The organism is Pseudomonas sp. MF09156 (assembly GCF_059862305.1).
Map to the genome: position 1 here is coordinate 144,982 of NZ_JCBCUR010000010.1, position 26,654 is coordinate 171,635.

The 26,654-nt window shown below is 57.1% G+C and carries 22 protein-coding genes and 1 pseudogene; 8 read left to right on the forward strand and 15 right to left on the reverse strand.

Translation table 11 applies throughout. The features are described 5' to 3' along the window. The first annotated feature begins 8 nt into the window (after positions 1-8). Together AC19YY_RS20915 and AC19YY_RS20920 are read left to right on the forward strand one after the other, a co-directional pair. Positions 9-1,427 (forward strand): aldehyde dehydrogenase family protein, encoded by a 1,419-nt coding sequence (locus AC19YY_RS20915; protein ID WP_500604794.1) that lies wholly within the window; start codon positions 9-11, stop codon positions 1,425-1,427. A 218-nt stretch (positions 1,428-1,645) separates the two neighbouring features. After that, positions 1,646-1,711 (forward strand): annotated as a pseudogene (locus tag AC19YY_RS20920) (transcriptional regulator); the annotation flags it as partial. Between the two features lie 56 nt (positions 1,712-1,767). On the opposite strand, the gene AC19YY_RS20925 reads toward AC19YY_RS20920, so the two are convergent. From AC19YY_RS20925 to hxsD, 6 genes are all read right to left on the reverse strand, one after another. After that, complete coding sequence (locus tag AC19YY_RS20925) at positions 1,768-2,049, reverse strand: hypothetical protein (protein ID WP_500604795.1); 282 nt, start codon at positions 2,047-2,049, stop codon at positions 1,768-1,770. 208 nt (positions 2,050-2,257) lie between these two features. Next, a complete protein-coding gene (locus tag AC19YY_RS20930; RefSeq protein WP_500604796.1) occupies positions 2,258-2,671 on the reverse strand; it encodes a hypothetical protein in 414 nt (137 codons plus the stop codon). A gap of 50 nt (positions 2,672-2,721) precedes the next feature. Continuing rightward, complete coding sequence (hxsA, locus tag AC19YY_RS20935) at positions 2,722-3,330, reverse strand: His-Xaa-Ser repeat protein HxsA (RefSeq protein ID WP_500604797.1); 609 nt, start codon at positions 3,328-3,330, stop codon at positions 2,722-2,724. Further along, entirely contained in the window at positions 3,327-4,562 is a 1,236-nt protein-coding gene (hxsC, locus tag AC19YY_RS20940; RefSeq protein WP_500604808.1) for a His-Xaa-Ser system radical SAM maturase HxsC, read from the reverse strand. Before hxsC ends, hxsA begins: the two co-directional genes overlap by 4 nt. Then, entirely contained in the window at positions 4,562-6,049 is a 1,488-nt protein-coding gene (hxsB, locus tag AC19YY_RS20945; RefSeq protein ID WP_500604798.1) for a His-Xaa-Ser system radical SAM maturase HxsB, read from the reverse strand. Before hxsB ends, hxsC begins: the two co-directional genes overlap by 1 nt. Then, on the reverse strand, positions 6,046-6,345 hold the full coding sequence (gene hxsD, locus AC19YY_RS20950) for a His-Xaa-Ser system protein HxsD (protein WP_500604799.1): 300 nt from the start codon (positions 6,343-6,345) through the stop codon (positions 6,046-6,048). The genes hxsB and hxsD overlap by 4 nt, the downstream gene beginning before the upstream one ends. Positions 6,346-7,154: 809 nt before the next feature. Between hxsD and AC19YY_RS20955 the strand changes: the two genes are divergently transcribed. The 5 genes from AC19YY_RS20955 to AC19YY_RS20975 are packed head-to-tail and all read left to right on the forward strand — an operon-like array spanning position 7,155 to position 13,750. Continuing rightward, positions 7,155-9,425: a TonB-dependent siderophore receptor gene (locus AC19YY_RS20955; protein WP_500604800.1), complete on the forward strand. Its 2,271-nt coding sequence runs from the start codon at positions 7,155-7,157 to the stop codon at positions 9,423-9,425. 5 nt (positions 9,426-9,430) lie between these two features. Continuing rightward, positions 9,431-10,588 carry an ABC transporter substrate-binding protein gene (locus AC19YY_RS20960; RefSeq protein WP_172311343.1) on the forward strand — a complete coding sequence of 386 codons (1,158 nt, stop codon included), beginning with the start codon at positions 9,431-9,433 and terminating at the stop codon, positions 10,586-10,588. Next, positions 10,585-11,652 (forward strand): FecCD family ABC transporter permease, encoded by a 1,068-nt coding sequence (locus AC19YY_RS20965; RefSeq protein WP_170041448.1) that lies wholly within the window; start codon positions 10,585-10,587, stop codon positions 11,650-11,652. Before AC19YY_RS20960 ends, AC19YY_RS20965 begins: the two co-directional genes overlap by 4 nt. Next, positions 11,649-12,455 (forward strand): ABC transporter ATP-binding protein, encoded by an 807-nt coding sequence (locus AC19YY_RS20970; RefSeq protein ID WP_170041447.1) that lies wholly within the window; start codon positions 11,649-11,651, stop codon positions 12,453-12,455. Before AC19YY_RS20965 ends, AC19YY_RS20970 begins: the two co-directional genes overlap by 4 nt. Then, positions 12,452-13,750 (forward strand): LLM class flavin-dependent oxidoreductase, encoded by a 1,299-nt coding sequence (locus AC19YY_RS20975; protein WP_169951516.1) that lies wholly within the window; start codon positions 12,452-12,454, stop codon positions 13,748-13,750. The genes AC19YY_RS20970 and AC19YY_RS20975 overlap by 4 nt, the downstream gene beginning before the upstream one ends. A gap of 153 nt (positions 13,751-13,903) precedes the next feature. Here AC19YY_RS20975 and AC19YY_RS20980 read toward each other — a convergent pair whose 3' ends face one another. The 9 genes from AC19YY_RS20980 to AC19YY_RS21020 all read right to left on the reverse strand — a co-directional run bounded on the left by AC19YY_RS20980 (position 13,904) and on the right by AC19YY_RS21020 (position 24,887). Beyond that, positions 13,904-15,178 carry an FAD-dependent oxidoreductase gene (locus AC19YY_RS20980; RefSeq protein WP_500604801.1) on the reverse strand — a complete coding sequence of 425 codons (1,275 nt, stop codon included), beginning with the start codon at positions 15,176-15,178 and terminating at the stop codon, positions 13,904-13,906. 296 nt (positions 15,179-15,474) lie between these two features. Further along, positions 15,475-16,578, reverse strand: coding sequence for a hypothetical protein (locus tag AC19YY_RS20985; RefSeq protein WP_500604802.1), 1,104 nt, complete (start codon positions 16,576-16,578; stop codon positions 15,475-15,477). Between the two features lie 2 nt (positions 16,579-16,580). After that, positions 16,581-19,475: a type I polyketide synthase gene (locus AC19YY_RS20990; protein WP_500604803.1), complete on the reverse strand. Its 2,895-nt coding sequence runs from the start codon at positions 19,473-19,475 to the stop codon at positions 16,581-16,583. Positions 19,476-19,488: 13 nt separating this feature from the next. Further along, positions 19,489-20,064, reverse strand: a complete 576-nt coding sequence (locus AC19YY_RS20995) for an allene oxide cyclase barrel-like domain-containing protein (protein ID WP_169951525.1) — start codon at positions 20,062-20,064, stop codon at positions 19,489-19,491. A gap of 4 nt (positions 20,065-20,068) precedes the next feature. Then, the gene (locus tag AC19YY_RS21000) at positions 20,069-21,097 is read right to left on the reverse strand and encodes a pyridoxal-phosphate dependent enzyme (protein WP_169951527.1); all 1,029 of its coding nucleotides are present in this window, start codon (positions 21,095-21,097) and stop codon (positions 20,069-20,071) included. A 43-nt stretch (positions 21,098-21,140) separates the two neighbouring features. Further along, entirely contained in the window at positions 21,141-21,896 is a 756-nt protein-coding gene (locus tag AC19YY_RS21005; RefSeq protein ID WP_500604804.1) for a thioesterase II family protein, read from the reverse strand. Further along, the gene (locus AC19YY_RS21010; protein ID WP_500604805.1) at positions 21,893-23,515 is read right to left on the reverse strand and encodes an AMP-binding protein; all 1,623 of its coding nucleotides are present in this window, start codon (positions 23,513-23,515) and stop codon (positions 21,893-21,895) included. The genes AC19YY_RS21005 and AC19YY_RS21010 overlap by 4 nt, the downstream gene beginning before the upstream one ends. Further along, positions 23,512-23,775 carry a hypothetical protein gene (locus tag AC19YY_RS21015; RefSeq protein ID WP_500604806.1) on the reverse strand — a complete coding sequence of 88 codons (264 nt, stop codon included), beginning with the start codon at positions 23,773-23,775 and terminating at the stop codon, positions 23,512-23,514. The genes AC19YY_RS21010 and AC19YY_RS21015 overlap by 4 nt, the downstream gene beginning before the upstream one ends. Positions 23,776-24,254: 479 nt before the next feature. Then, a complete protein-coding gene (locus AC19YY_RS21020; RefSeq protein WP_169951535.1) occupies positions 24,255-24,887 on the reverse strand; it encodes a TetR/AcrR family transcriptional regulator in 633 nt (210 codons plus the stop codon). Positions 24,888-25,076: 189 nt separating this feature from the next. Here AC19YY_RS21020 and AC19YY_RS21025 point away from each other — a divergent pair, with 189 nt between their 5' ends. Continuing rightward, positions 25,077-26,561 carry a DHA2 family efflux MFS transporter permease subunit gene (locus AC19YY_RS21025; RefSeq protein ID WP_170057353.1) on the forward strand — a complete coding sequence of 495 codons (1,485 nt, stop codon included), beginning with the start codon at positions 25,077-25,079 and terminating at the stop codon, positions 26,559-26,561. Positions 26,562-26,654 lie beyond the last annotated feature (93 nt).

Sequence of the window (26,654 nt, forward strand, 5' to 3'; positions counted from 1 at the left end):
TGCAAGGGATGTCGGATCTGTTTGAGTTCTACATTGACGGCGCCTGGGTCAAGCCCCACGGCACCACCATCGAATCCGTGGTAAACCCGCGCACCGAGCAGGTGGTGGCGCGCATCATCCTTGGCGACAGCCATGACCTGGAGCGTGCGGTCGGCGCGGCCAGGCGAGCGTTTGCGGGGTTCGCCGCCAGTTCGCTCAAGGCGCGTATCGAACTGCTGCAACGCATTATCGAAGCCTACAAGCGCCACAGCGAAGCGTTGATCGAAGCGGTTCATCTGGAGATGGGCGCGCCGCTGTCCCTGGCCCGCAGCGCCCATGTGCCGGCTGGCCTGGGCCACCTGATGCAGGCATTGGAAGTGTTGCGCGAGTACCGCTTCGAACGACGCCTGGGCAACACCCTAGTGGTGCGCGAGCCCATCGGCGTGTGCGGCCTGATTACGCCCTGGAACTGGCCACTCAATCAACTCACCTGCAAGCTCGCGCCAGCGCTGGCGGTGGGCTGCACCGTGGTGCTCAAACCCAGCGAGCGTGCGCCGTTGTCAGCCCGGATCATTGCCCAGCTGCTGCATGAGGCCGAGGTGCCCGCAGGGGTATTCAACCTGGTCAACGGCGATGGCCCAGGGGTGGGCGCTGGGCTGGCGCGCCATGCAGAGGTGGACATGGTGTCTTTCACCGGCTCCACCCGCGCCGGCGTTGCAGTGGCCCAGGCGGCGGCACAGACGGTCAAGCGAGTGTCCCAGGAGCTGGGCGGCAAATCTGCCAACATCCTGCTCGACGATGCCAGTCTGCCCAGCGCAGTGCGCCATGGGGTGTTGGGCTGCATGCGTAACAGCGGCCAATCGTGCAATGCACCGACACGCCTGTTGGTGCCACGTGCACAGCAACAGGCGGTGATTGAGATTGCCCAGCACGTGCTCGCGCAGATGTGTTACGACGACAGCAACCCGAGCACGGCCATTGGCCCTATCGCCAACGCCATGCAGTACGAACGGGTACAGCACATGATCGCCCAGGCCATTGCCCAAGGGTCGAGATTGGTCGCCGGGGGGCCAGGTCGGCCTGAAGGCGTTGAGCGTGGCTACTACGTGCAGCCGACGATATTTGCAGATGTCACCCCGGACATGCTGGTGGCGCGTGAGGAAATCTTCGGCCCGGTCCTGGCAATCATCCCGTATGACAGCGAAGCCGAGGCCATCGCCATCGCCAACGACAGCCCCTACGGCCTGTCCGGTTACGTCACCTCGGCCAGCCTTGAACGCAGCCTGGGGATTGCCCGTCAACTGCGTACCGGCATGGTCCACCTCAATGGCGCCCGCGCCGACCAGGCTGCACCGTTTGGCGGCTACAAGCAGTCGGGCAACGGCCGCGAGTGGGGGGAGTGTGGGTTTGATGAGTATCTGGAGAGTAAGTCGTTGTTTGGCTACTAGCGGTTTGCGCAGGCGTTTTTCAGAGGCTGTCAGAATCGCCGAAGAACATTTTGACTAGGCTCTAGCGCTGTGTTCTCAGGCAGATAAGTTTCAGATATGCCCCCGTTTTGCCCCCAGGTGTATCAGGTTCTTGAGTGGCGATTTCCGACAGAAACCAGATGGATTCAGATGGCTTTCAGTCGTTCATAGGTTGAGGGTAAGCGACACGTTCCCCTGAAAGCGGTGAAGTCATCGAAACGAAAGGTGGTAATCACTTCGGCCTGAAGGCTTGGAAAACTCAGTAAGGTCCGATGTCGTGGAAAGCTGAGGTCCTCGAGCAGTACGGTATTGGATAGAGTATTTAGGGTTGTTCGCGAACCTGCATCCAGTCGAAAAAATCTTCGGATGCAAAGCCGACGCTGCAGTTTGCGTCGAACCGTTCGTTGATTCTGATGAGAGTCATTCGCTGAGCTTCTTGTGGTGAGGTCGGGAAGAAAGCTCCTCCAGGTTCGCTGTGCATGAAAAAATCACCGAGCTTGGCTCCGCAATTTTCGCAGTGATTCATCAGATAACGGCTGCCTACCGTTTTGCTGTAGGCCTGCTTGAACTTGTTGGTGAAGTGATGGATCTGCTTTGTGACCAAGGGGGCGATGTCGACCCCCTCAGGGATGTACCAAGTCTTCAGGCTCGGGTCCCACCTGGCACCGAGTGATTTCGCTTCATTTTTTCTGAGAAGGGGACTTGCAGATCAATCCTTGCCATTTCCGTATCCGTACGTATTGCTGAGTAAGCGCCAAATCCCACTTAGGTCGACCAAGTTTAGGCCTTAAAAGGGGGGGCTATAACTCGGCTCAGGGCAGCAGCCAAGTGCTGTTTGGGGGGATGGCCCGGATGCCTACTGCTTGGCACTGCTCCAGAATAGGCAGAATGTAGGTGATGTTGGTACGCCCCGGTTTGCCTTCTGCTCGGTAACGAGCCGCCTGGCAAAGTGGGCCGGCTTTTTCGTACGTATGGTTGGAGCTGATTTCCACCGCTTGTGCTTGGCCGAAATGATTGTTTCCGGCGAGGTAGTCCAACGTTTGCTGGAAAGCTGCTCGAGTCAGCGCCAACTGCGAGTTTTCCGATCCTGTCTCAATCACAACGCGATTTGCATCAACGGTCGTGATACGGAAACGGGCTTTACGCGACGGTGTTTGCAGTTCCTTGCCTTGCAGGCGGCTGATCAATGCCCAGAGAGTGTTGTCGACTTGAATGATGTGCTGCATGGGATAATTCCTTCGTTGCTGAACGGACGCTAGCTTTGACCTGAAGTGACTTATGGAATCCTGATACCCAACGCATTCAGCGATGGCGTATCCATCCGGCCATTCACGGTCAGCCCGCTGTCCATCTGAAAAGCCATCAACGCACCACGTGTCGCCTTGCCCATCACACCATCAATGGTGCCTTGGTAATACTGGCGCACCATCAGCGCGGTCTGCACACGGGTGACCAGGTTGCTTTTCTGCTCACTGGTCGCGCGGCTCTTTGAAGTGCTCGAACTAGTCCCGCTGGTAGTGCCAGACGACTGGTAAAGGCTGTTGCTGCTTGAGGTGCCGCTCGAAACACTCGGCGCGCTGTAGCTTCGGGTACTGGTAGCGGGTGGGCTGTAGTAGCGAGGTGCGCTATAGCCACCCGAGCCGCTGTAGTGAGAACTGTGCGAACTGTGGGACCGGTGAGAACTGTGCGAGCGATGTGCCGCATAGATGTTGACGGTGTCTGGCGCATTGAGCGTATCGGCAAATACCGGGGGCTGTAGCTTGTCGTTGGGTTGCCAGTTCGCATCGGCGAGCGACAGATGGCCCGCCTGTGCCAGGGTGGTACCTGCCATTGGCAGCAAGCTGATCCCACTGATCAGGACTTTCCAGCGGTCGAGCAATTTCACTGTGCACTCCTTGCATAGGCGCTAAAGGCCTCGGTCGATAGTAGTTGTACGCCGCGGCTCTGCCAGCGGTCGGTGTGCGATTTGAAGAAGCCAGAGCAATGTTTGACGGCAGCGCATTGCTGGCAGGTATCAATGAACAGGTTCTTCCAGTCCGAGATGCTCTGGCGGGCGAAACGCGAGAGGTGGGCCGGGATCAGGCACAGGGGCAAGTTGTAGATCGAAACCGGCACTCCGCGGTTGAACAGGAAATACACGGCCTGGCTCAACGACTCCTGATAGTCCAGCGGGTCAATCCACAGTTCTTCGTAGTTTTTCCTGGCCAGGCCGGTGCTTTCGATACCCATCAGCGCAACATGCCGCACGAAGGGCAGGTTCCTGAACACGTAGTGGGCGAGCTCGGGCAAGCGTGGCGTGGTCAGGCGATTGAGTACCACGCGTATCTCGATGATCTGGTTGGCGCGCGCCAGGTTGTAAAGACCTTGCAGGGTTTCGCTGAACGCGCCTGGAGCCTGCACCACATGGTCATGGTCTTCGGCATTGTCGGCATACAGCGGGATGCCCCAGCTCAACTGAGGATGGCCGATGGTAGAGAGCGCTGCGATCCAGCTTGGGTCTTGGAACAGGCGCCCGTTGCTGAGCACATGAATGGATTTCTGCGGCAAAACGGCTTTGCACTTGGCCAGGATTTCGAGCAGGCCGTCGCGATAAATCGTTGGTTCTCCGCCGCTGATTCCCAGATTTTCCTCGCCCGGGTCCATCAGGTCGATCAGCCGTAGGTTCTCCTCAATGTGCCAACGGTCATCGATATCTTTGGGCGGCTGTGAGCACATCAGACAGAGGCTGTTGCAGCGATCGGTCATGAACAGCAGGTTGCTGTCTGAGCCTCGTCGATAGAGCACTCGCACCAACGCGTTGCCTGGTGTGATGGCAATGACATCGCCGGGCTGCACGACATCCGCATCTTTGGGGGTGTGCAGGTGTGGCCGCGCGCTGTCGAAGTCGCCGATCAATGGCTCCGGGATCAGGAATCCACCCACTGGTAATGAGAGCAGATGCGGGCTCCGCAGCCGTTCTTCGTTTGGTAGCCAAAGCAGCAGGTCACCGAACTCAGCGCTTCCGGCACAAACAGCCAGGCCTTGTTCGATGAACTCATCCAGAGTGATGACCTTGAGCAGTTTCGGCTCATTCAGGTGATGGATTTCGAAGTGGGTATCTTTGCGCAGCATCGCCATCAGCCCCTGTAACCCGGGAACCGGACATTGTTGTAAGAGCGCCTGTTCAACCAAGACAGCAGCACCCTCTGCACGTTGTCGTCGCCATCGCAAAGCAGGCCGAAAAGATGCTTCAGCAGCCCCATGTTCTTCTTGCAGAAGCTGCTGAACACTCGGTGCCCGATCGGGTCAGCTTGACGGGCGTAGTGTTCGACGGGGTCAGCACCGCAGTACGGGACAAGTGCGCAATCGGAGCAGCCCGGCAGCGCCTCTGCTACACCACTGGCGAGCAACGCATTCATAACGGGCGATGCGAGTAATTCAGACAAGGGTTGCTGCACGGTGCCGAGCCTCAAACCGTCTTCACCCATCTCCAGCAACATTCGGGCTTCGTCCGAGGGATAGACGTCACCGTCATAGTTGTAGACCAGCGCCGCAGTGCCTGCGCCAGCGGGGGAGCGCAGGTCTACATAGCCGGAGGAGAAGGGTGTCAGGATATTCTTCAGCAGCAAGCTCGCATAACTCTCTGAGAGGTATACGCCCTGTTGGTTGATATGCAGCAAATAGGCCAGTGCCTTCTTGTAGAAGGCCAGGTATCGCTCAATAGGGTAATCAAGTCGATGGGCACTCTTGGTGGCAAATCCATAAGGGCTCAGAGGCCGAAGTGAGATGCTGGAGAAGCCCTGGCTTACATACTCATCGATGATCGCTTCAGGTTGTTCGAGGCTTCTTGAAGTCAGCGTGGTCAGCGCGGAAACTGCATCATGGCCAAGGCGCTCACGGACCCACTGGATGCCTTTTACAGTGCGTTCGTAGGAGTCTCGTGACGGGGTAGGGCGGTTGGCATTGTGCAAGGGCGCCGGCCCATCGAGCGAGGTCGAAAACTGGATGCGATTTTGTTCTGCGAAGTCGAGTATTTCCTCCGTCAGGTGGTGCAGCGTGGTGGTAATGACGAACTGGATATCCCGTTGTTCAACCACGTTCCGTTCAACGACCCATTCGACAATCTGGCGGACGCGCTCGAAGGCCAGAAGCGGTTCGCCACCCTGAAACTCCACAGTCAGGGCGGGAGCGTTCGATTCGAACAGGCGATCGACCGCCGCCTGTGCATCCGCTTCCGACAGGTCGTGGCCGGATCCGCCCAGAGGGGCCCGCGACACCTGGCAGTACTGGCAGGTGTGGTTGCAGCGCAATGTAACCACGAACAAGTGCAGTGCAGGGCCTTGGAAGAGGAAGTCTTTGCGGCTGCGATACTGCGCGGCCATTTCCGGGAACGGGTCGTGGCGACCTGGTTCGTAGATGAAGTGGCGGGCCAGCAGGTCCTTGTAAAAAGGCGTACTTGCTTGAACGTCGAAGTAACTGAGGGCTCGTAATTGCGCGTCGTTCACGTGCATGTACTCACCGGTATCGGAGGTGAGTAGGATGTCACGGTCTTGTCCCGTATTCATGCGCATGAATCGAAAAGGCAGCAAGCGGTAGTGCTTGGCGTCTGTCGCAATCAGTGTCACTGGGAAATCCCACATCCAGCGAGCGCGGCTCGGGCCAGGATTTCACGTAACCCTGCTGTTTCGCGGTTGATATGATCGCGTAGGGCGAAGTCGTTCAGATGCTGAAGGATCAGCGAGTGAGCCTGCTCCGGGGAAAGCATTAACCTTGCTTCAGCGGGGTGGGCCGTGACGCTTATCTGATTGGCGTCAATACCGACCTGGATCGTGACAGTGTCGGCCAGGCAATAAGCGGCGCGTTGCACCACGCTGAGCGGGTAGGCTGCGCTGTCGAGTTTCAGCATGACTGGCCATGTCATCGGAACCGGTCCTTCAAATCCGTTGGAAACGTGTGGATTTTGCCGGTTATCGAGGCATTATGCCATCATAATTTTGCACGCATTTGTCCAGCGTGGTGGGTTGTGCGTTCACTAGGGCTCGGTCATTGATACGGGGTAGGGGCGAGGATCCACATCTCCCTCAGTGCATCCATCCTCATCAATAGCCCACTTGGCCCAATGCTGGGGGCATCCAATGCCCTCAGATGTGCCCCCAATGTAGCAATCCACTGGAAGTGAATGGAGCTACATGGTTTGTGGAGAGGCAAAAATGATCAGCTAAACAGCCTGCCCGACGAAACCTAAAGACTCTCAGGATCGCCGAAGAACATTTTGACTAGGCTCTAGCGCTGTGTTCTCGGGCAGATAAGTTTCAGATATGCCCCCGTTTTGCCCCCAGGTGTATCAGGTTCTTGAGTGGCGATTTCCGACAGAATGTAGTCGTTGATCGCTCATCAAAGGGTGGCCCGGGCACGCTACGCGGTGGTAAGCATCACCAAGTTCATGCATGTCTTGGATCACCCCATGATATTGAACTGTTGGCCAATGGGTATCGACATGATGCCTTATCCCTTCTGCGGAAAATGGTGGCTTTGGGGGCATTTTCACATCGTTGCGCAGGCGCGGCAGCACCCTCGTTGCACGGGTCCATACAAGTCGCGCCCGGTAATTGAGCTGCGGTGGTTACACAGGCACGCAAGGCACAGTTAATGTTACTTCTCATTTACATTGACTGTCAGTCAGTCAGTGGATAGGATTTGCCTCCCAATCCGCTTGACGCCGTGTACAGAATGAACAACTGGCCGCTGATTCATCCCTCCCCAAGCTCGAAACCAAACTACTTTCGCCGCACCGCCCAGCAGTGTGCGGTGATCGCCTCTGCGCTAACCCTGTGTGCTTATCAAATGGCTCACGCTGATGACCTTGCGCAGCGCACGACCGAGAATGATCCAATCCCACCCGTTGCAGGTGTGGTCACCTTGCCGGCCACCAGTGTCACTGGGGTGAGCACCAAGGGAGGCGAATCCGGTCTCGTACACGGTTATGTTGCGGAACAATCCGGGTTGGGCAGCAAGACCGACACTTCGATCCTGGAAATTCCTCAATCCGTGTCGGTAGTCACGCGCGAGCAAATGGATACCCAGCAAATAAAAACGACCAGCCAGGCACTGCGCTATACGGCAGGCGCCAATAGCGAAAAATACGGGGCCTTCGGAGATCAGCTCGACTTCACAAAAATCCGCGGCGTCGAAGCCGATTACTATTTGGACGGGCTGCGCTTAATCAGTAACCCTGGCAGTTGGTCGCCCCAGGTCGATCCCTACACACTGGAGCGTGTCGAAGTATTGCGAGGACCGTCGTCCTATCTTTATGGGCAATCAACCGGCGGAGGCATAGTCAACCAGGTAACTCGCAAGCCCCAAGAGGTGGAGTCGCATGAGGTCACGACACAATTTGGCAGCTTCGGCCGTACGTTTCTTGGCGTGGATTCAACCGGTCCACTCGACAGTGACAGGACGCTGCTCTATCGCTTTACCGCGACAGGGTTGAAGGCGAATGACCAGATCGAAGATGTACACCACAAAAGGCTCTACCTTGCGCCTTCGCTGACGTGGCAGCCGACGGAGCAAACCTCTTGGACTGTCCAGCTTGTTCACTCTCGGGAGCCCGAAATACCGAACTACAACTCTTTGCCAGCCAATCTGCTTGGGCTGAATAAAAGTCCCTATCCATCAATAGATCGGGACAGGAACTACCGGGATATGTCGTTTGATGACTCGTCCCGTGAACAGAATTACATCAGCTCCAACTTCACCCACTCTTTCGACAACGACTGGAAGGTGACGAGCACTATGCGCTACATGCATATCGCCTCGGATTTGCAAAGAAGCGTTGTCTACGGGTATTCGGTGGTCAATGGCAAGCCACTGCTAAAAAACACTTATGAGATTTCCCCTTCCAGTTCCAATACGTTCTCGATGGACAACTATGTCAGTGGCAGCCTCCAGCTCGGGCCTACTAAGCACGACGTTATCGTGGGTGCCGATTTTGCCTCGGGCACTGTAACCAGTGCCCTCTATAGCAGTGGCCCTTATCTTGTTGACCCCTACGGCTCGGACTATCGCCCGCATGTCAAACCAGACTTCACGGCAAGCCGCGCAGCACCTTGGTCCGAGAAACAGGAGTTCGATCGCTTGGGCGTCTATGTACAGGATCAGATTTCTTATGACCGATGGCGTCTGACGTTGGGCACACGCTACGATAAATCCGAAACAGACGACGTGACGCGAAGTTATTCCCCTACTTCGGTCTCCACCAAGATGAACAACGGGAAGTGGTCGGGGCGAACAGGCCTGAGTTACCAGTTTGACAACGGCATTTCTCCCTATGTGAGCTATGCCACGTCTTTTAATCCGTTGATAGGCAGCGGTTACAACGGGAGTGCGTTCGTCCCGACTGAAACGACACAAACGGAGATAGGCATCAAGTTTCACCCCGCCGACTCCAGAACATTGCTGACCGCCGCCATTTACAATCTGGAACAAACCAACGTCAAAACCGCCGATGCGGCCCATCTGGGGTTCAACACCCAGGCGGGCAAGGTGCGCAGCCGTGGTGTCGATCTTTCAGCCACTGCCGAGCTAGTCGAAAATCTTAATCTGCTTGCCAGTTACAGTTACCTGGATAACGCCTTGGTCCAGGATACGACCTACCAAGGCAACAGCCTGACACAAACCCCCCGACACAGCGCTGCCCTGTGGCTTGATTACCTCATAGGGCGCGGATCTTTGTCCGGCCTGAAAATCGGAGCAGGCTCGCGTTACCTGGGCGCGTCGTACGGCGATCCAGCGAACACGTTCAAGGTTCCGGCGGTCACGCTTTTTGATCTGGCGTTGAACTATGAACTGGGTTCAATTGCGCCTTCGCTTGAAGGCGCTTCGCTGGCGCTCAATGTCAGCAACCTGACTAACAAGGAATACGTCGCAAGTTGTACCTCGGCCCTGTATTGCTTTGTCGGGCAGGATCGCACGGCCACCACTTCTCTCACTTACCGCTGGTGAGCCAAATGGGCGATGTTCTGTATTCAAGGCGCCGTGTTCTGGGGCGCCTGATGGCGGCTGGAATGTTGATCAGCCTTTCTCGAAGTCTCACCGCTGCGCCCGCACGTGTGTCATTCAAGGATGTTGCTGACCGTGATGTACACATAGATCGACCTGTAAAGCGGGTGCTGCTGGGGGACGGCACGCTGGCTTACGTCTTGGCGGTGCTGCTTCCGGACCGGCCATTTGCTGATGTTGTGGGTTGGGGCGAGAACTTCAAGGCTGCGGACCTGGATGGCTATCGGGCATATCTGCGGAAGTTTCCCGAGATGGGCCGCATTCCATCGTTTCCGGCCGCGACGCTCGACTCCATTGGTAGCGAATTAGCGATTTCGTTGGCGCCGGACGTGGTGATCATGAACCTCAGTTCAAAGGCCGCCGCCGAGTCGTCGGGCCTGATGGCACGGTTGACACAGGTGGGCATTCCGATCGTGTTCGTTGATTTTCGCACCAAGATGTTTGATAACACCGTGCGAAGCGTGCAGATCCTCGGTGCACTGCTTGGGCGAACCGATCGTGCCGACGAATTCCTGCGTTTTCGCCAAGAGCAGATCGAACGTGTCACGGTGCCATTGGAAAACGTTCGAATGCGGCCTCGTGTAATGGTCGAGCGTGCCGCAGGTCTGTATGACGACTGCTGCCTGACTTACGGCGAAGGCAATTTCGGTGAGCTTGTGACAGTCGCTGGAGGTGACAACCTCGGTTCTCATTTCCTGCACAGTACTTTTGGTACCTTGCATCCCGAGCAGGTTATTGCCAGCGACCCGGATGTCATCCTGGTGACCGGCGCAAATTGGTCGCTTTATTCGCCTGCGGGAGACTGGGTCAACCTCGGACCCGGCGCCGACTCCGCGCAAGGGCTCGCGCGTTTGCGCCGGTTGATGCGCCGGCCGGCATATCGTTCGTTGTCGGCGGTGAAGGCGGGGAGGGTCCACGCCATCTGGCATCCCTTCTATGACAATCCGTATTACTTTGTCGCACTGCAGCGGATAGCAAAGTGGCTTCATCCCGAACTCTTCGCATCGCTGGATCCGGACGCTACGTTTCGCGAGTTCCACGCGCGTTTTCTTCCGGTTCCTTATCAGCCCGGTTATTGGCTGAGCCTGGATGGAGCATCACTATGACGAAGCAAGCCATCGGCACACAGGCCGAACTCACCCGCGGGCGGAGCTTATACAGCCGCCTGGCGAAACGCCGCTTGAGCATGATCGTCGGCATTGGCCTGCTTACCCTTGTGTTTTTCATGATCGACCTTTCCATAGGCCCGGCGCATTACAGGTTGATGGAGCTGCTGTCCGTCTTGATGCAAGACGCGTCGTCGAGCCAGGTGAGCGTGATACTTTGGGACATTCGACTACCCGTGGCGCTATCGGCTCTGGTCGTCGGCGCGAGTCTGTCGATTGCGGGTTTGCAAATGCAGACAGTGCTCGGCAACCCCCTGGCGAGCCCGTTCACCTTGGGCTTGTCGGCCGCGGCGAGTTTTGGCGCCGCACTCGGTCTGATATTGGGGGTAAGCGTTCTGCCTGCTTCGGCTGTCGCCTACGCCATCCCCGTCAATGCGTTCCTCGTTTCGATGGCAGCGGCCTTGTTCATTCATCGCCTGAGTCGCAAACGCGGTATCACCACCGAAATGATCATACTGTTGGGCACGACCCTGGTCTTCACGTTCTCGGCACTGCTGGAGGCGCTGCAGTACATCGGTCCCGAACAGGCGCTGTCTGCTGTCGTCTTCTGGACAATGGGCAGTCTTTCGCGTGCTACGTGGCCCAAGCTCGGCATCATGAGTGTCATTCTCCTGATCGTATCGTTTACGTTCGCCCGCCAGTCCTGGGCGTTGACGGCATTACAACTCGGAGAGGCCCGGGCGACGGCTTTGGGGATTCCCGTAGCGCGCCTGCGCCTGCGCGGCATTCTGCTCAGCAGTCTGCTCGCCTCTATCTGCGTCTCTTTTGTGGGCACCATCGGGTTCGTTGGATTGGTGGGGCCGCATATTGCCCGAATGCTGGTAGGCGAGGACCAGCGCTTTCTCCTTCCGGCCTCTGCGCTATGTGGGGCATGCATGCTGTCGGCGGCCTCGGTACTGAGCAAATCGCTGGTCGCCGGGCAAACCCTGCCGATTGGAATAGTGACATCCCTGGTGGGCGTGCCCTTGTTTTTTGCGTTGATTCTGCGAGCGAAGACGCGATGACTGCACTGCTCAACATCGCGGACGTGTCGGTAGCCTTCGACGGCCATGCGGTATTGCAGAACGTCAGCTTCGGGCCCATGGCGGCGGGTAGCATCACGGCGCTGCTGGGTTCGAACGCTGCCGGTAAGTCCACGCTGCTGCGCCGGATTGCGGGCGAGCTGGGTGGCGCAGGCACCGTGACTGTGGCAGGGCAGGCTGTCGAGACCTGGTCCATTCATCATCGCAACCGCCCCGCACACGTCCCCCAGGATATTTCCATGAACTCCTCGCTGCGAGTGTTTGAAGCAGTGCTGCTTGCGAGCAAGCAGGGCAGCGGCTGGGGCGTTGATGGCAGTGAGTTGGATGAGGTCACCCGTATGCTCCAGACGCTGGAGATTAACGTGCTCGCCGACCGCGAGCTGGCCGCATTGAGCGGCGGCCAACGGCAACTTGTATCGATTGCCCAGGCAATGATCCGCGCACCCAGTGTCTTGTTACTGGATGAGCCCACGAGCGCACTGGATTTGCAAAACCAGTTCGATGTGCTCGATTTATTGCGTCGGTTGGCGCGAGCGCGCTCGATGTGCGTCGTCATGGCCATTCACGACATCAATCACGCATTGCGCTTCGCGGACCACGTGGTGGTCCTTCATCAAGGGCGGGTGCATGCCACCGGCCGCCCCCTCGATGTCCTGACACCGGCGTTGCTGGAAAAAGTCTACGGCGTGCAAGCGCGCCTCGAATACTGCTCGCAAGGGGCTCCATTCCTGATTGTGGATCGGTCTTTGCGAGCACCGAATTCCATGTCGAGCACCCTACAATGACCAGACCACTCAAGAAACTCATCCTGTTGGCCATGCCCAGCATTCATGCCGGTGCTTGGCGCTATCCGGGTGCCATACCCGACTTCCACAGACGCTTCGAGCACATGAAGTGGTTCGCCAGAATCCTTGAGAAGGGTCGGTTTGATGGGCTCTTTCTGCCTGACTCACTTGCGGTTCGCGCAGGTTCCGTCGACACGCTCATGCGAAGCTCCAGCGTGGTTACGCTTGATCCATTGACACTGCTTCCGGCGTTGGCGGCAGTGACGCGGCACATCGGGCTGATCGCAACCGCCAGTACCACCTATAACGAACCGTACATGCTCGCGCGCCGCCTGGCCTCACTGGATGTCATCAGTGCAGGTAGGGCTGGGTGGAATCTGGTCACGTCGAGTAATCCGAACGAGGCAGCCAACTTCGGCGCGCAGTCCCACCTTGAGCATGGCGCAAGGTACCGCCGCGCCCGAGAGTTCTCGCAGGTGATGGAGGGGCTTTGGGAAAGCTGGGAGGCGGATGCCTTCTGCATGGATGCAGCCAATGGCATCTACTTTGATCCTGCCAAGCTGCATACACTCAATCACCAAGGCCCTCACTTCGCGGTGAAAGGCCCGCTCAATGTAGCTCGACCTGTTCAGGGGCGCCCCGTCATAGTACAAGCCGGTGCGTCCGAAGCGGGGCGGCAGATTGCGGCAGAGACGGCCGAAGTCATTTTTACTTATCAGACCGATCTTGCATCTGCGCAGGTTTTCTATGCTGACATGCGATCACGAGCTATGGCAGCAGGCCGCACGGATGCGGTGAAAATCGTTCCCGCAGTCCTTGTCGTATTAGGCGACAATCTTGAGCAGGCGCAACGCAAAAGATCGAGGCTGGATGAGCTGGTAGATGATCAGAGTTGCCTCGCGACGCTCTCCATTGCGTTGGGGCACGACATTTCTGCCTACGATCCGGCAGGCCCACTGCCTGAAATACCCGAGAGCAATGCGAGCAAGAGCGGCCGTGATCGTGTGGTGCGGCTCGCGGCGCGGGAAAACTTGAGCGTTCTTGAGTTGGCAAGGCGGGTCTGCGGTTACCAGGGCCTGGAAATGGTGGGGACCGCCGAAATGGTCGCTGACCAGATGGCACTGTGGCTGCAGCAGGAGGCCGCCGATGGATTCAACGTCATGTTCTCCCACCTACCGGGAGGCGCGAGCGAGTTCGTGGCGCAGGTCGTTCCGCTCCTGCAGAAGCGCGGGCTGCTCAGAAGGCGTTACGAAGGACGCTGCTTCCGGGAAAACCTGGGCCTGGTCAAGCCGTAGCCTGGTTGTTCTTTGGGCGGTACTTCAGGGGCTGTTGGCGTGCAGGGTGAACGGTGCCCTTGCCTGGAAGCAGGGCACCTACCGGTGTTGACGATGCGCAGACGAAAGGGAGAGCACAAACCGCGCTTCGTAGTGGGCACCGTTTTAGCGCTGTTACGTTGAAGGTTCGAACAGCCCATCACGAGTGGACGAGAATATATCCAGGTCGTGCTGATACCGGGTGTGCCCATCGACAGCCAGTTCAACCAATATACGTCCAAACAATGGCGCGTATTTGAAGGCTCGGCCTGACTCCATAACGCACATCGAGGCGCCGGCATGGAATGACTGCTGGCCGGGTGCCATCGGGATACGCCCGATCACCAGCTTGCCGTCCGGGCTCATCGAGTAAAGGCACGTCCCCGCATGCTGGTATTGAGTGGCGTCGACGGCATTGGGGGCAATCAGTTGATCCAGGTGCGCAACGAGTTCCTCCATCAATCTCGGGTTCACGCCCGGTTGAATTGCTGACGGCGCATCGTAAGTGTCGTAGGTGTAGTCGGCGCTCATTTTTACCATGTTGTGCCGGTCTGGCGAGAAGTCCAGGGGTGGGAAGCCGTAAAACGTACCTTGGTCGCTTGCATCGATATTCCCGAACTCAAACCAGATAGGAATCTTCGGGGGGGTTTCCTTGAGTGGCCAATAGGCGTAACTCATCTTCCAGATCTTCCAACCGGGCGCTTGCTTGAGACCAAAGCCCTTCAACACCGAATCTGCCCATACCCCCGGGCAAGTGATCAAATGTTTTCCGTGGACGGTCACGGAGCGACCATCAGCCTCAGTCAACAGCGTATAGCCAGCCTGGTCCTCAAGAGGGGCGACCTGGATCACGGCGTGCTTATCCAATACGTGCAGGAGGTCCGTCTGCCGGGCGGCGAATAGAAAAGTCCTGGCCGCTTCCTGCACGTTGATGGACGCGCTTGCCGCCTGCACCAGGCCTACGTAGTCGTCAGGCATGGCTGCCAGATTGAACATCGGAAATCTTTTGTGAATAGCGGCGGGGGAGTCCAGGTATTCGTAGGGCATGCCCATGCTATCCATGGTGTGTTTGATGTGTTGCACGTTACCTTCGGTAGTCATCGGCGCATCCCGATGGCCAAAGAAGATAAGGTCGTCCGAAGCAAGCAGGGTTTTTCCGCTCGCGCGCTGCAGTTCTGTCCATATTGCAAGTGACGCTTCGGCCAGCCGGGCTTCGGACTCGTTGTCTTGCATCAAGCGGAACATTCGCTCCAGGCCTTTGGAACTATTGGTGTCGTTGCCTATTCCGTACTGATCGACAATCAATGTTTTTAATCCTCTGGCTGTCGCATAGTAAGCGCTGGCGAGACCGAGTATTCCTCCGCCGATGATTAATACATCGTAGTGTGTCTCTGGCGTGTTGGGGGGCATCGTATCTTCCTGATAATTAAAGTGGGCGACAAAAAACGTCACTGCAATTAGTTATGTTTTGGGGTTCGTCAGGTAATTGAGCGGTGTTATATGCGCGTGGGCCGTAGTGACTCGGTTGTAATGGAAGTCCCGGTTACTGCGTGACGCGTCAAGCAAATTAAATACGTTGGAAGAATAGCTCTTCCAGATAAGTTGGGTATGTGCGAGATCTTTAAAGTTTAAATGCTTGTGATGGGCCAGCGGTGCGGCCAAGTTATAACAAACCCACAGCTATCCCCTTCATTGTCCTCTTATGTCTAAACCGCGAAGCTGCGCGCGTCTATACCAGCGTGGATAGACGGATCGTGCCGTTGGGATACGTCGAGGTCTACATTATTTCCGGCATGAAAATAGGTTCGCGATAACAGTGTGGGAATATTGCATCCCAGCAGTTCTGCCCGTTTGATCAATTCGCCGGTCTTGGTACCGATCAATGCCCCTGTATAGTTGTTTGCCTGATCCTGTGTCATCGCACGAAAAACATCAGGGAACGATCGCTCGATGCTGTCACAGATAACCGCTCCGGCGTTGCTTACATAATCAGGAACATAACCAACCCCACGCGCCAGAAGCCTCGCTTCTGCTTGAGTACTGTCAAACGGTGTGTTGGAGCTACTGATAACCCAGCGCGCGCGTATACGTTCAACCGTGGGCAGATCAAGGATTCTGGAGAGGGACGCAATGCACAGCACATCCGGGGCGCTTGACCAGAAATCCTCCTCGCTCAACATGCACAGGCCGGCCGGAATATCGCTAATGGGCTTTACGTCGAAGCCGATCACGTTGTACCCATGGGCGAGACATTGCCTGGCAACTTCAAAGCCCACCTTGCCCATGCCGTGAATGGCTACAAGAGGCGTTCCGTTGATTCTCGGAGAGCACTTCAGTACCGCCTTCAGGGCACTCCAGACACCAAATCCGGTGGCAATTGACGTGCTGATCTGAGGGCTGTCCATGGCATCCAGAATCCACGGGGTGGATTTTCTCAGGTACGTCATATGCGCACTGCTTGTATTGATGTCACACCCTGTGTACATCGAGCCGGCATAGCGGTTCAGGGTTTCTCCGATGGCATCGAATACGTGTGGGGCCTCATCAGGTAGCGCACTGCTATTTACGACGATTTTCCCGCCGCTGAAGCCGGTTCGATAAAAACCATGTTTCAGATCCATCGCACTTGCCAACATGATTGCTTCATCTTTTTGATGTGACAGTGTTTTATATCGACTCCAACGGATACCTCCATTGCTGGGCATCGCATGCCGGTGGGGCGAGCAGGCGATGGTGAATGAACTCTGACTGTCTACCACTACAGTTTCGACTTCATAGACACCGAACGTTGGATGAGTGATGGTTGCCATGACTATGCGTTCCCTTCTTTAGGATGAATGTGAATGCTGTTAGCGGCGCCGGCATCCGTCAGGCATGTACATAGGCCCGACGGTGTGGGATCAGCCAGGAAGTCAGATACGTTCAACACGACCCCGAGTTCGGAGTCTGCAAATGCAATCAGTTGGAACGCCGCCAAGGAATCCCCGCCATCGTCACTGAACAACTGATGCTGGCTGGATGGAGGCGTCCCGGTGACCTTCTCCCAAAGTGCGGCAGCGGCCTGTGCAACGCTGTTGTACCTTCGCGACTCAGGCTGCTGTGCGGGTTCGGCCGTACGAGGTGTGCTGCCCTGCGTCTCAAGCGTCACGCCGTGACGTTGTCGGTCGAAGGGGTAGGGCGTTAACGGGATGGTTCTGGCCGGCAGGTTCCACGACGGGCGCCAGTTAATGTCCACACCGGCCATCCAGATTTTCTGAAGCGCGGTATGCCACACCTCATGCTCTGGCGATTTGTCTCGCTCGCCACGCATCGTGCGAATCGCGGTGTCTCGCGGCCGCAGTGCCATTGTCAAGGCCGTCAAGGTCGTGCCGGGGCCCACTTCGACAAATAGCGTCCCTTCACGAACCGCAATGGTGGTAAGCGCCTCCAGGTATCTCACCGGCTCACGCGCGTGCCGCGCCCAGTAGGCTCCGTCGAGGCGGTCTGACGAGTCGAATGCTGTGCCGTGCAGGGTCGAGTGGAAGCGAATATCCGAAGGCGCCGCCTTGGCGGTCGGCGCGGCGGCTGCCAGTTCGTCCAGGATGGGGGCCATCATGGACGAGTGAAACCCATGGGATACCGTCAAACCACGGCAACGTATGCCGAGGCTGGTCAATGAGCGCTGTATGCGCTCGATCGCGGCCTTGGTACCGGAGAGAACGCAGGCCTCTGTGGCGTTGACGGCGGCTAGCGAAACGTCGTCCGCGAGCCAATCCCGGCAGGCTTGCTCACTCATGGAGACGGCGAGCATGGAGCCAGCTGGCAATTCAGACATCAACCTGCCCCGTCGAGCAGCGAACAGCAGTGCTTCTTCGGCGGTCAGCATTCCGGCGATGCAGGCGCCTGCGATTTCGCCCACGCTGTGACCGACGATTGCGTCAGGTACGACGCCGTGCCGAATGAGGAACCGGGCCATCGCGATTTGAACTGCAACGAGCGCGGGCTGTGCCGTCGCGGTATCGGTCAGGTCGGTGTCAGCATTTCCATCCAGCAGGAAGGAGACATCGACATCCGCTTGTTCTCGCAGCAGACGTACCAAGGCATGAAGATCACTTGCGAAATGTCGGTTCGACTTGGCCAGGCCGGTGGCCATGCCGAGGAACTGACTGCCCTGGCCCGGGAACTGGAAAACGATGTCCGGCTTGCGGCGGCCGGTATCGCGTACCGGGTCAGCGACCTGCAGTGCGCCGTCCTTGTCCACACACAAGGTTGCGCGATACCTGAGCGCTCGACGCGTGGTTTGGGCGCTCCACGCCGTGCGGTCCGCGGGGAGCCCGGCGAGTTCTGCGCGGTAGGCCCGTATCAACCTGTGGCAGGCAGCCTCGCTTTGCCCGGTTACGGGAATGACTGAAGGAAAATCGGTCGCGGCGGTCGTCGTCTCATCGAGAGCTTGTGGCGAACGCGCCAGCACTATGTGCGCATTTGTCCCGCCGATTCCAAAAGCACTGACCCCAATGGCGCTGCGACTATCCGTTGTATGCCACGGCTCAGCGATTGCGGGAAAATAAAACGGGCTGGCATCCAATGCTATCGAAGGGTTTACCTCGTCCATGTGGATCTGTGGCGCTATGAAACCATGCTGGATCTGGAGCACGGCCTTGATCAGCCCTGCCATGCCCGCGCATGTTTCCAGGTGCCCTACGTTGGCCTTCACTGAGCCAAGTGCGCAGGAGTTGTGTCCTTTCCCGGGCATTGCAAACAGGTCGTTCAATGCGTTGAACTCAATGGGATCACCGGCAATTGTCCCGGTCCCGTGCGCCTCCATCGCCCGCATGTCCATGGGCGTGAGATGGGCATCGAGCATGGCCGCGCTGATCACGCGTCGTTGTCCATCGACGCTGGTGGTGGTGAAACCCACCTTGCGGGCGCCATCGTTGTTGACGGCGCAGCCTTTGATTACGGCTAACACGCGTTGCCCCTCAGCGAGCGCCAGGGATAACGGTTTCAGAACCACTAGCGCGACACCGCTGCCAAACACCGTCCCTGTCGCTTTGCTGGAGAAAGGCATGCAGTGGCCATTCTGTGCGTAGATCATGCCTCGCTGAGTCCGGTAAGGTGCACGTTGCGGAAACCGCAACGTGCATCCACCGGCCAGCGCTACTCGACATCGCCCTGCGCGTAAGGCCTCGACGGCCTCTGCGACGGCGACGAGCGATGTAGCGCAGGCTGCCTGCACACCGAGTACCGGCCCCTCTATGCCCAGGTGCCACGCCGCCCGCGTGACCAAGTAGTCCTTATCATTGGTAATTTGCAGCTCGAACCCTGACGGCTGGAATTTTTCCATGAGGTCGGACGCTTGCAAGTGGCCAAGGTAGGCTGAGCTACTGCAGCCGGCAAACAAACCGGTGTCGGGCATTTGTCCGGGCTTGATACCGCTATGCTCGAGCGCATGCCACGCGCACTCGAGGAATAGTCGGTGCTGAGGGTCCATCAAGGCTGCATCACGATGACCCACGCCAAAAAACGTGGCATCGAATGACAGTACGTTGTCATTCAACGGTGCGGCAAATGGCATGGTCTGCGCATCGGTAGGCGTATCACCGAGTTCGATTACCGACTCGACGCCGTTCACCAGGTTGTGCCAGTACTGCTCAAGGGTGTTGGCGCCAGGAAACCTGCAAGCCATACCAATGACTGCAATGTCGCGGTCCACGTGCTGATCGTACATGCGACCTCCGAATTCAATCAGTCGTGTATCCGCGGCGTACCCGGCCCTGAATCGCTTCGTCGGCCGCTTCGATCGGAATCAGCAATACAAAGGCCCGATAGCGCTCGCGCGGGACCTCTTGATACAGTTGCCGTACCCCAATCATCCCGGTCACCTCACCGGTGACACCGGTGGCAAACAATGATTGCCATCGCCCTTGCCAAATGGCGGATGAATTCCAGACCCCCGCTGTCTCGATTCTGCCCAAGCGTGTATCTGCGGTTTCCCGATAATAGGAGATCACGTCTTTATCCAGGCTTGCGATCTTCCAACCTTCGCCGCTGATGGTGCCGATTTCGACGCCGTCATCCCCGATCCATCGATCAATATGCGAGTTGACATCGCCCACAGTGGGCCTGTCGTCAGCCTGTGCCTTGAACTGAATATCGCTGAGTTCAAGCAGTGGCAGCATGACGAAGCGATCGGTGCCTATGCGCTCTGCAACAATCTGCCGGGCTTTGTTGAGCCCGTCGGGAAGGTCCAACTGAGCTCTGGCCAGATCGGCCAGGCTCACCAGATTTGACATCATGTCCTGTTCATTAATGGGCATAGCATTAGCTCCTTGTCGTTTGACGCTCGTTATCGAGCAACTGCCGGCCCCGCTCGCGGTCGGCGTCGCTGCCGGCGTCGGGGAAGATGGTGACTACACTGGCCTCCTTGTCGAGTTCAGAGGCGACGTTACACGCGACGATCCAGTTGGCCGCGGCCGAACCGCCAATTGGGATGCCGGTTTCCTCGAAGAACCGGAACATGGCTTTGAGAGACTCCTCGTGTGAGACGGTCTGGAACGGCACTTCGTAGGGAATCAACGAGACAAACGGTTGCCGGAACCCGAAACCAAATCCTCCTGCGCCTGCGAATCTGGCAGTTCGGTTTGGAGGTTCCATCGTGCCAAATGGCAGTTCGCGAGGCGTGCACCCGACGACGCGCAGGTCCTGGTTTTGCTGCGCCAGCGCTGCGTATACGCCGGCAAGCGTACCTCCAGTGCCGATGGCTGCTACCCAGGCATCGGGGCGTCGGCCGTCGAGCTGACGGCAGATCTCGGCGCCGGTGTGATACTGATGCACCGATGTGTTTACCAAGTTCAGATGCTGGGATAGCAAGGTCCAGCCTGGCTCCGTGCAGGCGATCTGCTGGCTGCGGGCGATGATGCCAAGCAGAAAATGGCTGCTGTCCACCTTCGTGACAATCGCGTTGCTATCGCTCAAGGATTGAAGCAATACCTCTGGCGCTGAGTCGGGTATCACCACGTGCACGGGCAGGCCGCATAGATGCCCCAAATGAGCTAAAGCCTTGGCCATGTTGCCACCGGACGAATCAAGAAGCTTGAGCGGGCCCTGATCAAAGTCGTGAGCATTGATCGCATCACAGAACAAGCCGAAGGCCACGCGATCCTTGATCGACCCGGAAGGGTTCTTCGACTCCAGCTTGGCGAAGATTCGACCTCCGTTCTGTGGCCCCGGCACTTCCACGAGCGGGGTGTTTCCCAGCGACGCACTGAAGTCCCTGAGTTGGGGAAACATATCCAGCGCTTTGGCAGGGCTGGGAGCTGCTGATTGAGCATTGAAAAGGTCGAAATCCATGACAAATTTCCCATTACGCGTTTGGGTTGAATGAACGTAGAGGTCACGCCGTACGAGAGGGGCCCAGGATGGTGTCCACTACCAACGGCTCATTGCCGAGAAAGTAGAAGTGCCCGCCTGGAAAAACCTCTAGCACTGGATGTTTGGGCAGCAATTGAGACCACTCGAAGAACTGCTTTCTGTCGATCAACGGATCGTTGTCGCCCGCGAATAGGCGGGTCGTGGGTAAGTCACCCACCGGCAACTTCGCAAGCTTTTGAAGAAGCGCCAGGTCTTGACGAACAGCTGAAGCAACAACCGTCTGAGCGGTGTCAGCAGAGGCGCTCAACTCGGGCACTTCGCCAAGCCCCATCGCACGCTCTGCAAGCTGGTCGACATCCTGCTGTGATTGAAGGATTGTCTGCAGCGACACCGGTGCCATCTGAGACGACAGGATGAGTTGAGCCACCCTGAATCTCGACGATGCCAGGGAGGACGCTATATGCAGTGCGAGCAAGGCGCCCATGCTGTGCCCAAAGAGTGTGGTGGGCGCGATGCCAAGAAGACTGGCCAACCCCCTCATGCAGCGTTGGATAGCTGCGTGTGGGTCGCTCCAGTTCACTGTCGCGTTGCTCGTGCCTGGTTGAGGGTATTGCATTATTACGAGGTCCACGTCCGCAGGCAGGTGGTCTCGCCACGCTCTATAGAACTCGGAACTACCGCCAGCGTGAGGGAACACAACCAGTTGATGTCGCACAGGCACTGAGGCCGCGAAGCTAAATCTAATGGCACCTTCGGCCTGGGCTTGTATGAGCTTCATAGCTCACCCGACCCGGATGCTTGTGCTTCGCTTTGGCGCTCGCCGTAGATTTGAGCGCGTAGAGACGCGCGGTCAATTTTGCCGATGCCTTTGCGCGGAATCGCCTCTATCAGGACTAGCCTCTCCGGCAGTTTGAATTGCGCTATACCAACAATCTCCAGGTGCCGTCGGACTTCGGATAACGAAAGCTGTTCTCCTTCGTGCACTACGGCAAACAGGCAAGGCACTTCGCCGAAGCGCTGGTCGGATATACCCACCACCGCGACGTCCTGGATCTTCGCGTGCTGTTTAGTAAGCGCTTCAATCTCTTCCGGGCTGAATTTTTCTCCACCGCGATTGATTGAGTCGGTCAATCGCCCATCGATATAGACGTTGCCCGCCGAATCAAGGTGGGCCATGTCGCCGGTTCGGTAATACCCGTCTTGCGTGAAGGCGCGGGAAGTCGCCAGCGGATTGTTGAAATACGAAGATATGGTGTAGGGGCCGCGGGTGATTAATTCACCTGATTGGCCAGGCGGGACCGGCGTGCCGTCGCTGTCCACAATCAGGACCTCATCTTGCTCGGACAACGGGCGGCCCTGTGAGTTGAATCGGACGCTGTCCGAATCAGTCCCGCGGGTGAAGCAAAGAAGCCCCTCGCTCATCCCGTAGCACTGCTGGATACGCATCCCTAACCTTGATTCAGCAAGGGCTGCGAGATCAGCAGGCAGGCGCGACCCACCGACTTGAATGTGCCTTAATGTCTGAGGTGCAATCCCTTGCTGATTCACTCGATCAAGCCACTGGGCCAGTAATGCTGGAACCAGCGTCGAATGTGTTACTTCATGGTTTGTGATCAGTCTCAAAGCCGTTTGCGCGGACGTGTCCGGGGACAGAACCACGGTTCCCCCGCAAAGGAGGGTGCCGAGAATGCCTGGGCAGTTGATGACAAAACCGTGAGATATGGGCAGCACCGCCAGATAGGAGGAGGAGTGACTGAGTTCGAATACCCGGCAAGCTTCAGCGATCATGTAGCTGTAGCCTGCGTTTTTTCTAGCGATGGGCTTCGGGAGTCCTGTCGTCCCGCTCGACAGCAGCATCATCGCTGTATCTTCTGCACCCATCTGTGTCGCGCGCAGTTCATGCGCTGACGCGTTGTCACATGACGCTGAACAGAATTCCCTAAGCGCTAGCCAGTCTGAATTGTCGCCGTTGTCAGGCTCATCAATAAGACCCAGCACCACGTCCAAACCTTCTTCACGACTGACAGTGCTGGCCACACCCACTGCGCTGAAGCGACGGTTACCTTTGGTCATGGCCATGACACGAGGCCTGACCATTTTCAGGACGTGTCGCAATTCTTGTTCGCGATAGGCGGGAAGGAGTGGCACTGGAGCCGCGCCGGTTATCAGCGTCGCAAGCATCAAGATGACAGCATCGGCGCAGTTGGGTAACTGAAACGCGACATGATCGCCTTTCGAGATGCTTAGGGCTCGCAGCCGTGCGGCTGTAGAGGCAACTCGCGACTTCAATTGCGCATAGGAAATAATTTCGCCATCGGCAATTAAGGCAGGTGCATCTCCGCCCTTGTTTAGGACCACGGCCAACTGTTCGTTCAGTGATGCAGGATGAGGACTCATTTCGTACCCCCGGCACGAGGGCCCTCAGTTGCGTGTGCTGACTCGATCAGTCGCTCAAGCTCTCGCAAGGTATGGTCATGCGTATCCCAAAGCGAAAATCCGCCACATCCCAACTGCTCCAGCATCAGTTGCAGCTCCAGCGTTTCCGCCGAGCTCAGGCCCAGATCAGTGCGCAGCCTCCAGTCACCGGCGGCTGACGCGAGCAGCTCGGGCGGTAACCCTATTTCCTTCAGCAGCACAATTACCTGTGTCGACGTCATTCCTTGAACTCCAGATTAATCCTTAATGAGAATTATTAACTCATGACTGCCGGTCAGTCAACAGGGTGTTTATGAGTTTTTTTGGGTCGCAGGAAATGAAGGGGGCAACACAGGATTCGCGGCTTTTGTGAGTTCTACCGAAGAAGGCGAAGTGGTACGCAGGCAAGTGCTGCGCCTTGAGCCTGGGACGAGCGTTAATGTAGGTCGCGATTACAGCGAATCGGCGAGGTCTGGAGTTAACGCGGATCGCTGCAACGCCCGACGGGCACGAGAACAACGAATTGACGCTGGATATGGGGGCGGACGCAGCGACGAAGCTGAATCGCCTGGGCGGAAAAACGCCACTGACGCCGATAAAACGATCACGTAACGTTCCGCAAGGTCAGGGAAGAGGCGGCCACCGTGGTTAAAGCGGAGTCGATAGGTGCCGCTTTGGAGATAACGCTTGCCACTGATTTTCAACATCAGCGGCCGGGCTTTCAGTTGGACTCCTCAGCCACGTTAATCAGGCGAAGGCACACGGAGGTAACATCACGAGCAAATTGCTCACAGTCGGTGCCCTCATTAGCGATCGCATCATCGGTGACCCCATGCACGCCGGCATAGATTATCAAGGCCGTGATTCGGGGCTGATCAAATCGCCAGGTGCCTGCTTCATTGCCTCCCAGCAGAATGTCTTGCAACTGTTCCAGGATGGCATTTTTTTCTTGATTGCTACGATTGTGGTGATGGTGGTTTGTGTAAACGATGTCGTGCGTTCTATACGTTTCGACATAGGCAATAACGTTTGTATGGATCCAGGTGCGCAGGCGCGCCAGCCAATCTCCGGGAGCGCACTTATCCACCTCTTCCTCGAGACGACGCAGGAACTGCGCGGTGTAACGTTGCCCCATCGCTTCAAGCAACTCATTTTTGGAAGAAAAGTAAATATAAAAAGTACCCTTCGCTACCTGCGCCAGTTCGGCGATCCCGTCAATGGTAGTGGCTTCGACGCCCTGCGCTAAAAACAGCGTTTCTGCGGCGGCCATCAGTTCATCAAGGCGTATGTGCGCAGGCTTGGTTCGCGGCGTTTTCGAGGTGGGTGGCTCGACTTGGCTTTTCTTATATTTCATCGCTGTTTGGGGCCCTGCATAAAAGTTGACTGGCTAGGAGAGGAAGAGGCATCTGTACGAGCCTTTCAGCCCTGACTATCGGTCGGTCAATTGTATCTTGGCGACGCCATCAAGCGAAGTCTTCTTATTGACTGACTGTCAGTCAGTGGATAGGATCAAGGTAAGTTCCTTAACGTAAATTGGACTCCGATGCGCAAATATCGAATTCACGCCTTGGTCGCTGCCGCCTATCTCGGAACATTTCTCGCGACGCTGGACATCAGCATCGTCAACGTCGCACTGCCTACCCTTCAGACAGCGTTACAAACTGACTTGGCGGGTCTTCAATGGGTCGTCAACATCTATGCAGTCGCATTGTCCGCGGTGATGCTATCTGCCGGACCTCTTGGTGATCGCTATGGGCACAAACGGGTTTGGCTTGGTAGCGTTTTGCTCTTTGTGGTTGGATCGGTCATCTGCTCGCTGGCTAGCCAACTGCCGATGCTTTTGTGGGGGCGAGCTGTCCAAGGCGTTGCCGGCGCTATGCTTATACCGGGGGCAATGCCGATTCTGGCTCACGCATTCCCTGATCCCGGCCAGCGGGCGCGGGCGATTGGCGGGTGGTCCGCTTTTAGCGCACTCGCGTTGATTTGCGGGCCGTTAGTGGGGGGGATATTGGTCGAGCGTGTCGGGTGGCAGAGCATTTTCCTGGTCAATGTCCCGCTTGGCATTCTGGCAACTGTGCTGGGTGCGTATGGTATTCCCGAGCGCAAGCATCTCGATCACGCGGCGTTCGATCCAGCAGGGCAGGCGCTTAGCATGCTATGGCTGGGGGCCCTCAGCTATGGCCTCATTGGAATCGGGGAACATGGCAGTTCGCCCGATAGGGTTTTAATCCCTTTGCTTACTGCCGCAGTGGGCTTCATCGCATTCGTATGGGTTGAGTTGCGCGTCAAACGGCCTCTGTTTCCGATCAAATTATTCCGTAGTCGCCCGCTGGTGCTGGCCAATCTGGCGTCGTTTATTCTCGGCTTCTCCAGTTACAGCAGCCTCTTCTTTTTGTCCCTTTTTCTCCAGCAAGTACAGGGGAGCAGCCCGGAGATTACTGGTTGGAAACTAATGCCGCAGTTCGTCATGATGGCACTGGCCTCCTTGTTTTTCGGGCGATTCGTGGCGCGGTTCTCGATGAAGTTCCTGATGGTCACAGGTTATGCGCTGATAGGTCTGGCCTTGTGCGCCATGGTCGTTTTCAATCCATGGACTCCCTATCTCGGGATTGGATTGATCCTTGCCGTACTGGGTTTTGGAACAGGGTTATCAGTACCCGCAACCGGCATGATGGTCATGGGCTGCGTCCCGCCTGAACGTGCCGGCATTGCATCCGCGACAATGAACGCCTTGAGGCAGACCGGAATGGCTTTGGGAATCGCTATTTTAGGTAGCACCATGAGTGTTTATGCGGTCAATAGGCTTACTGTTGAAATACAAGACAGTGGGCCAAGTCATGGAGCTTATTTGGCTCGACGAGCGATAGTGGACCATGTTTTTCCGTCGACTCAGCCCTGGATTGTCGATCTTTACAGGTCAGCGATGGCGGGTGGCTTTGGTCTCGTCATGATCTGCGCAGGCCTGGCATGCCTGGCGATATCAGGTCTGCTGTTTTTCTTTTTTACTCATAGGCCTGCGGATGCTTGAACTCGTGGAGCGGGGGGCTATTAGAAACAGAAACTTACGAACGCCCCTGCGCAAAACGCCAGAAAGCCGTGTGTTCAGTTTGTACCGGATCTG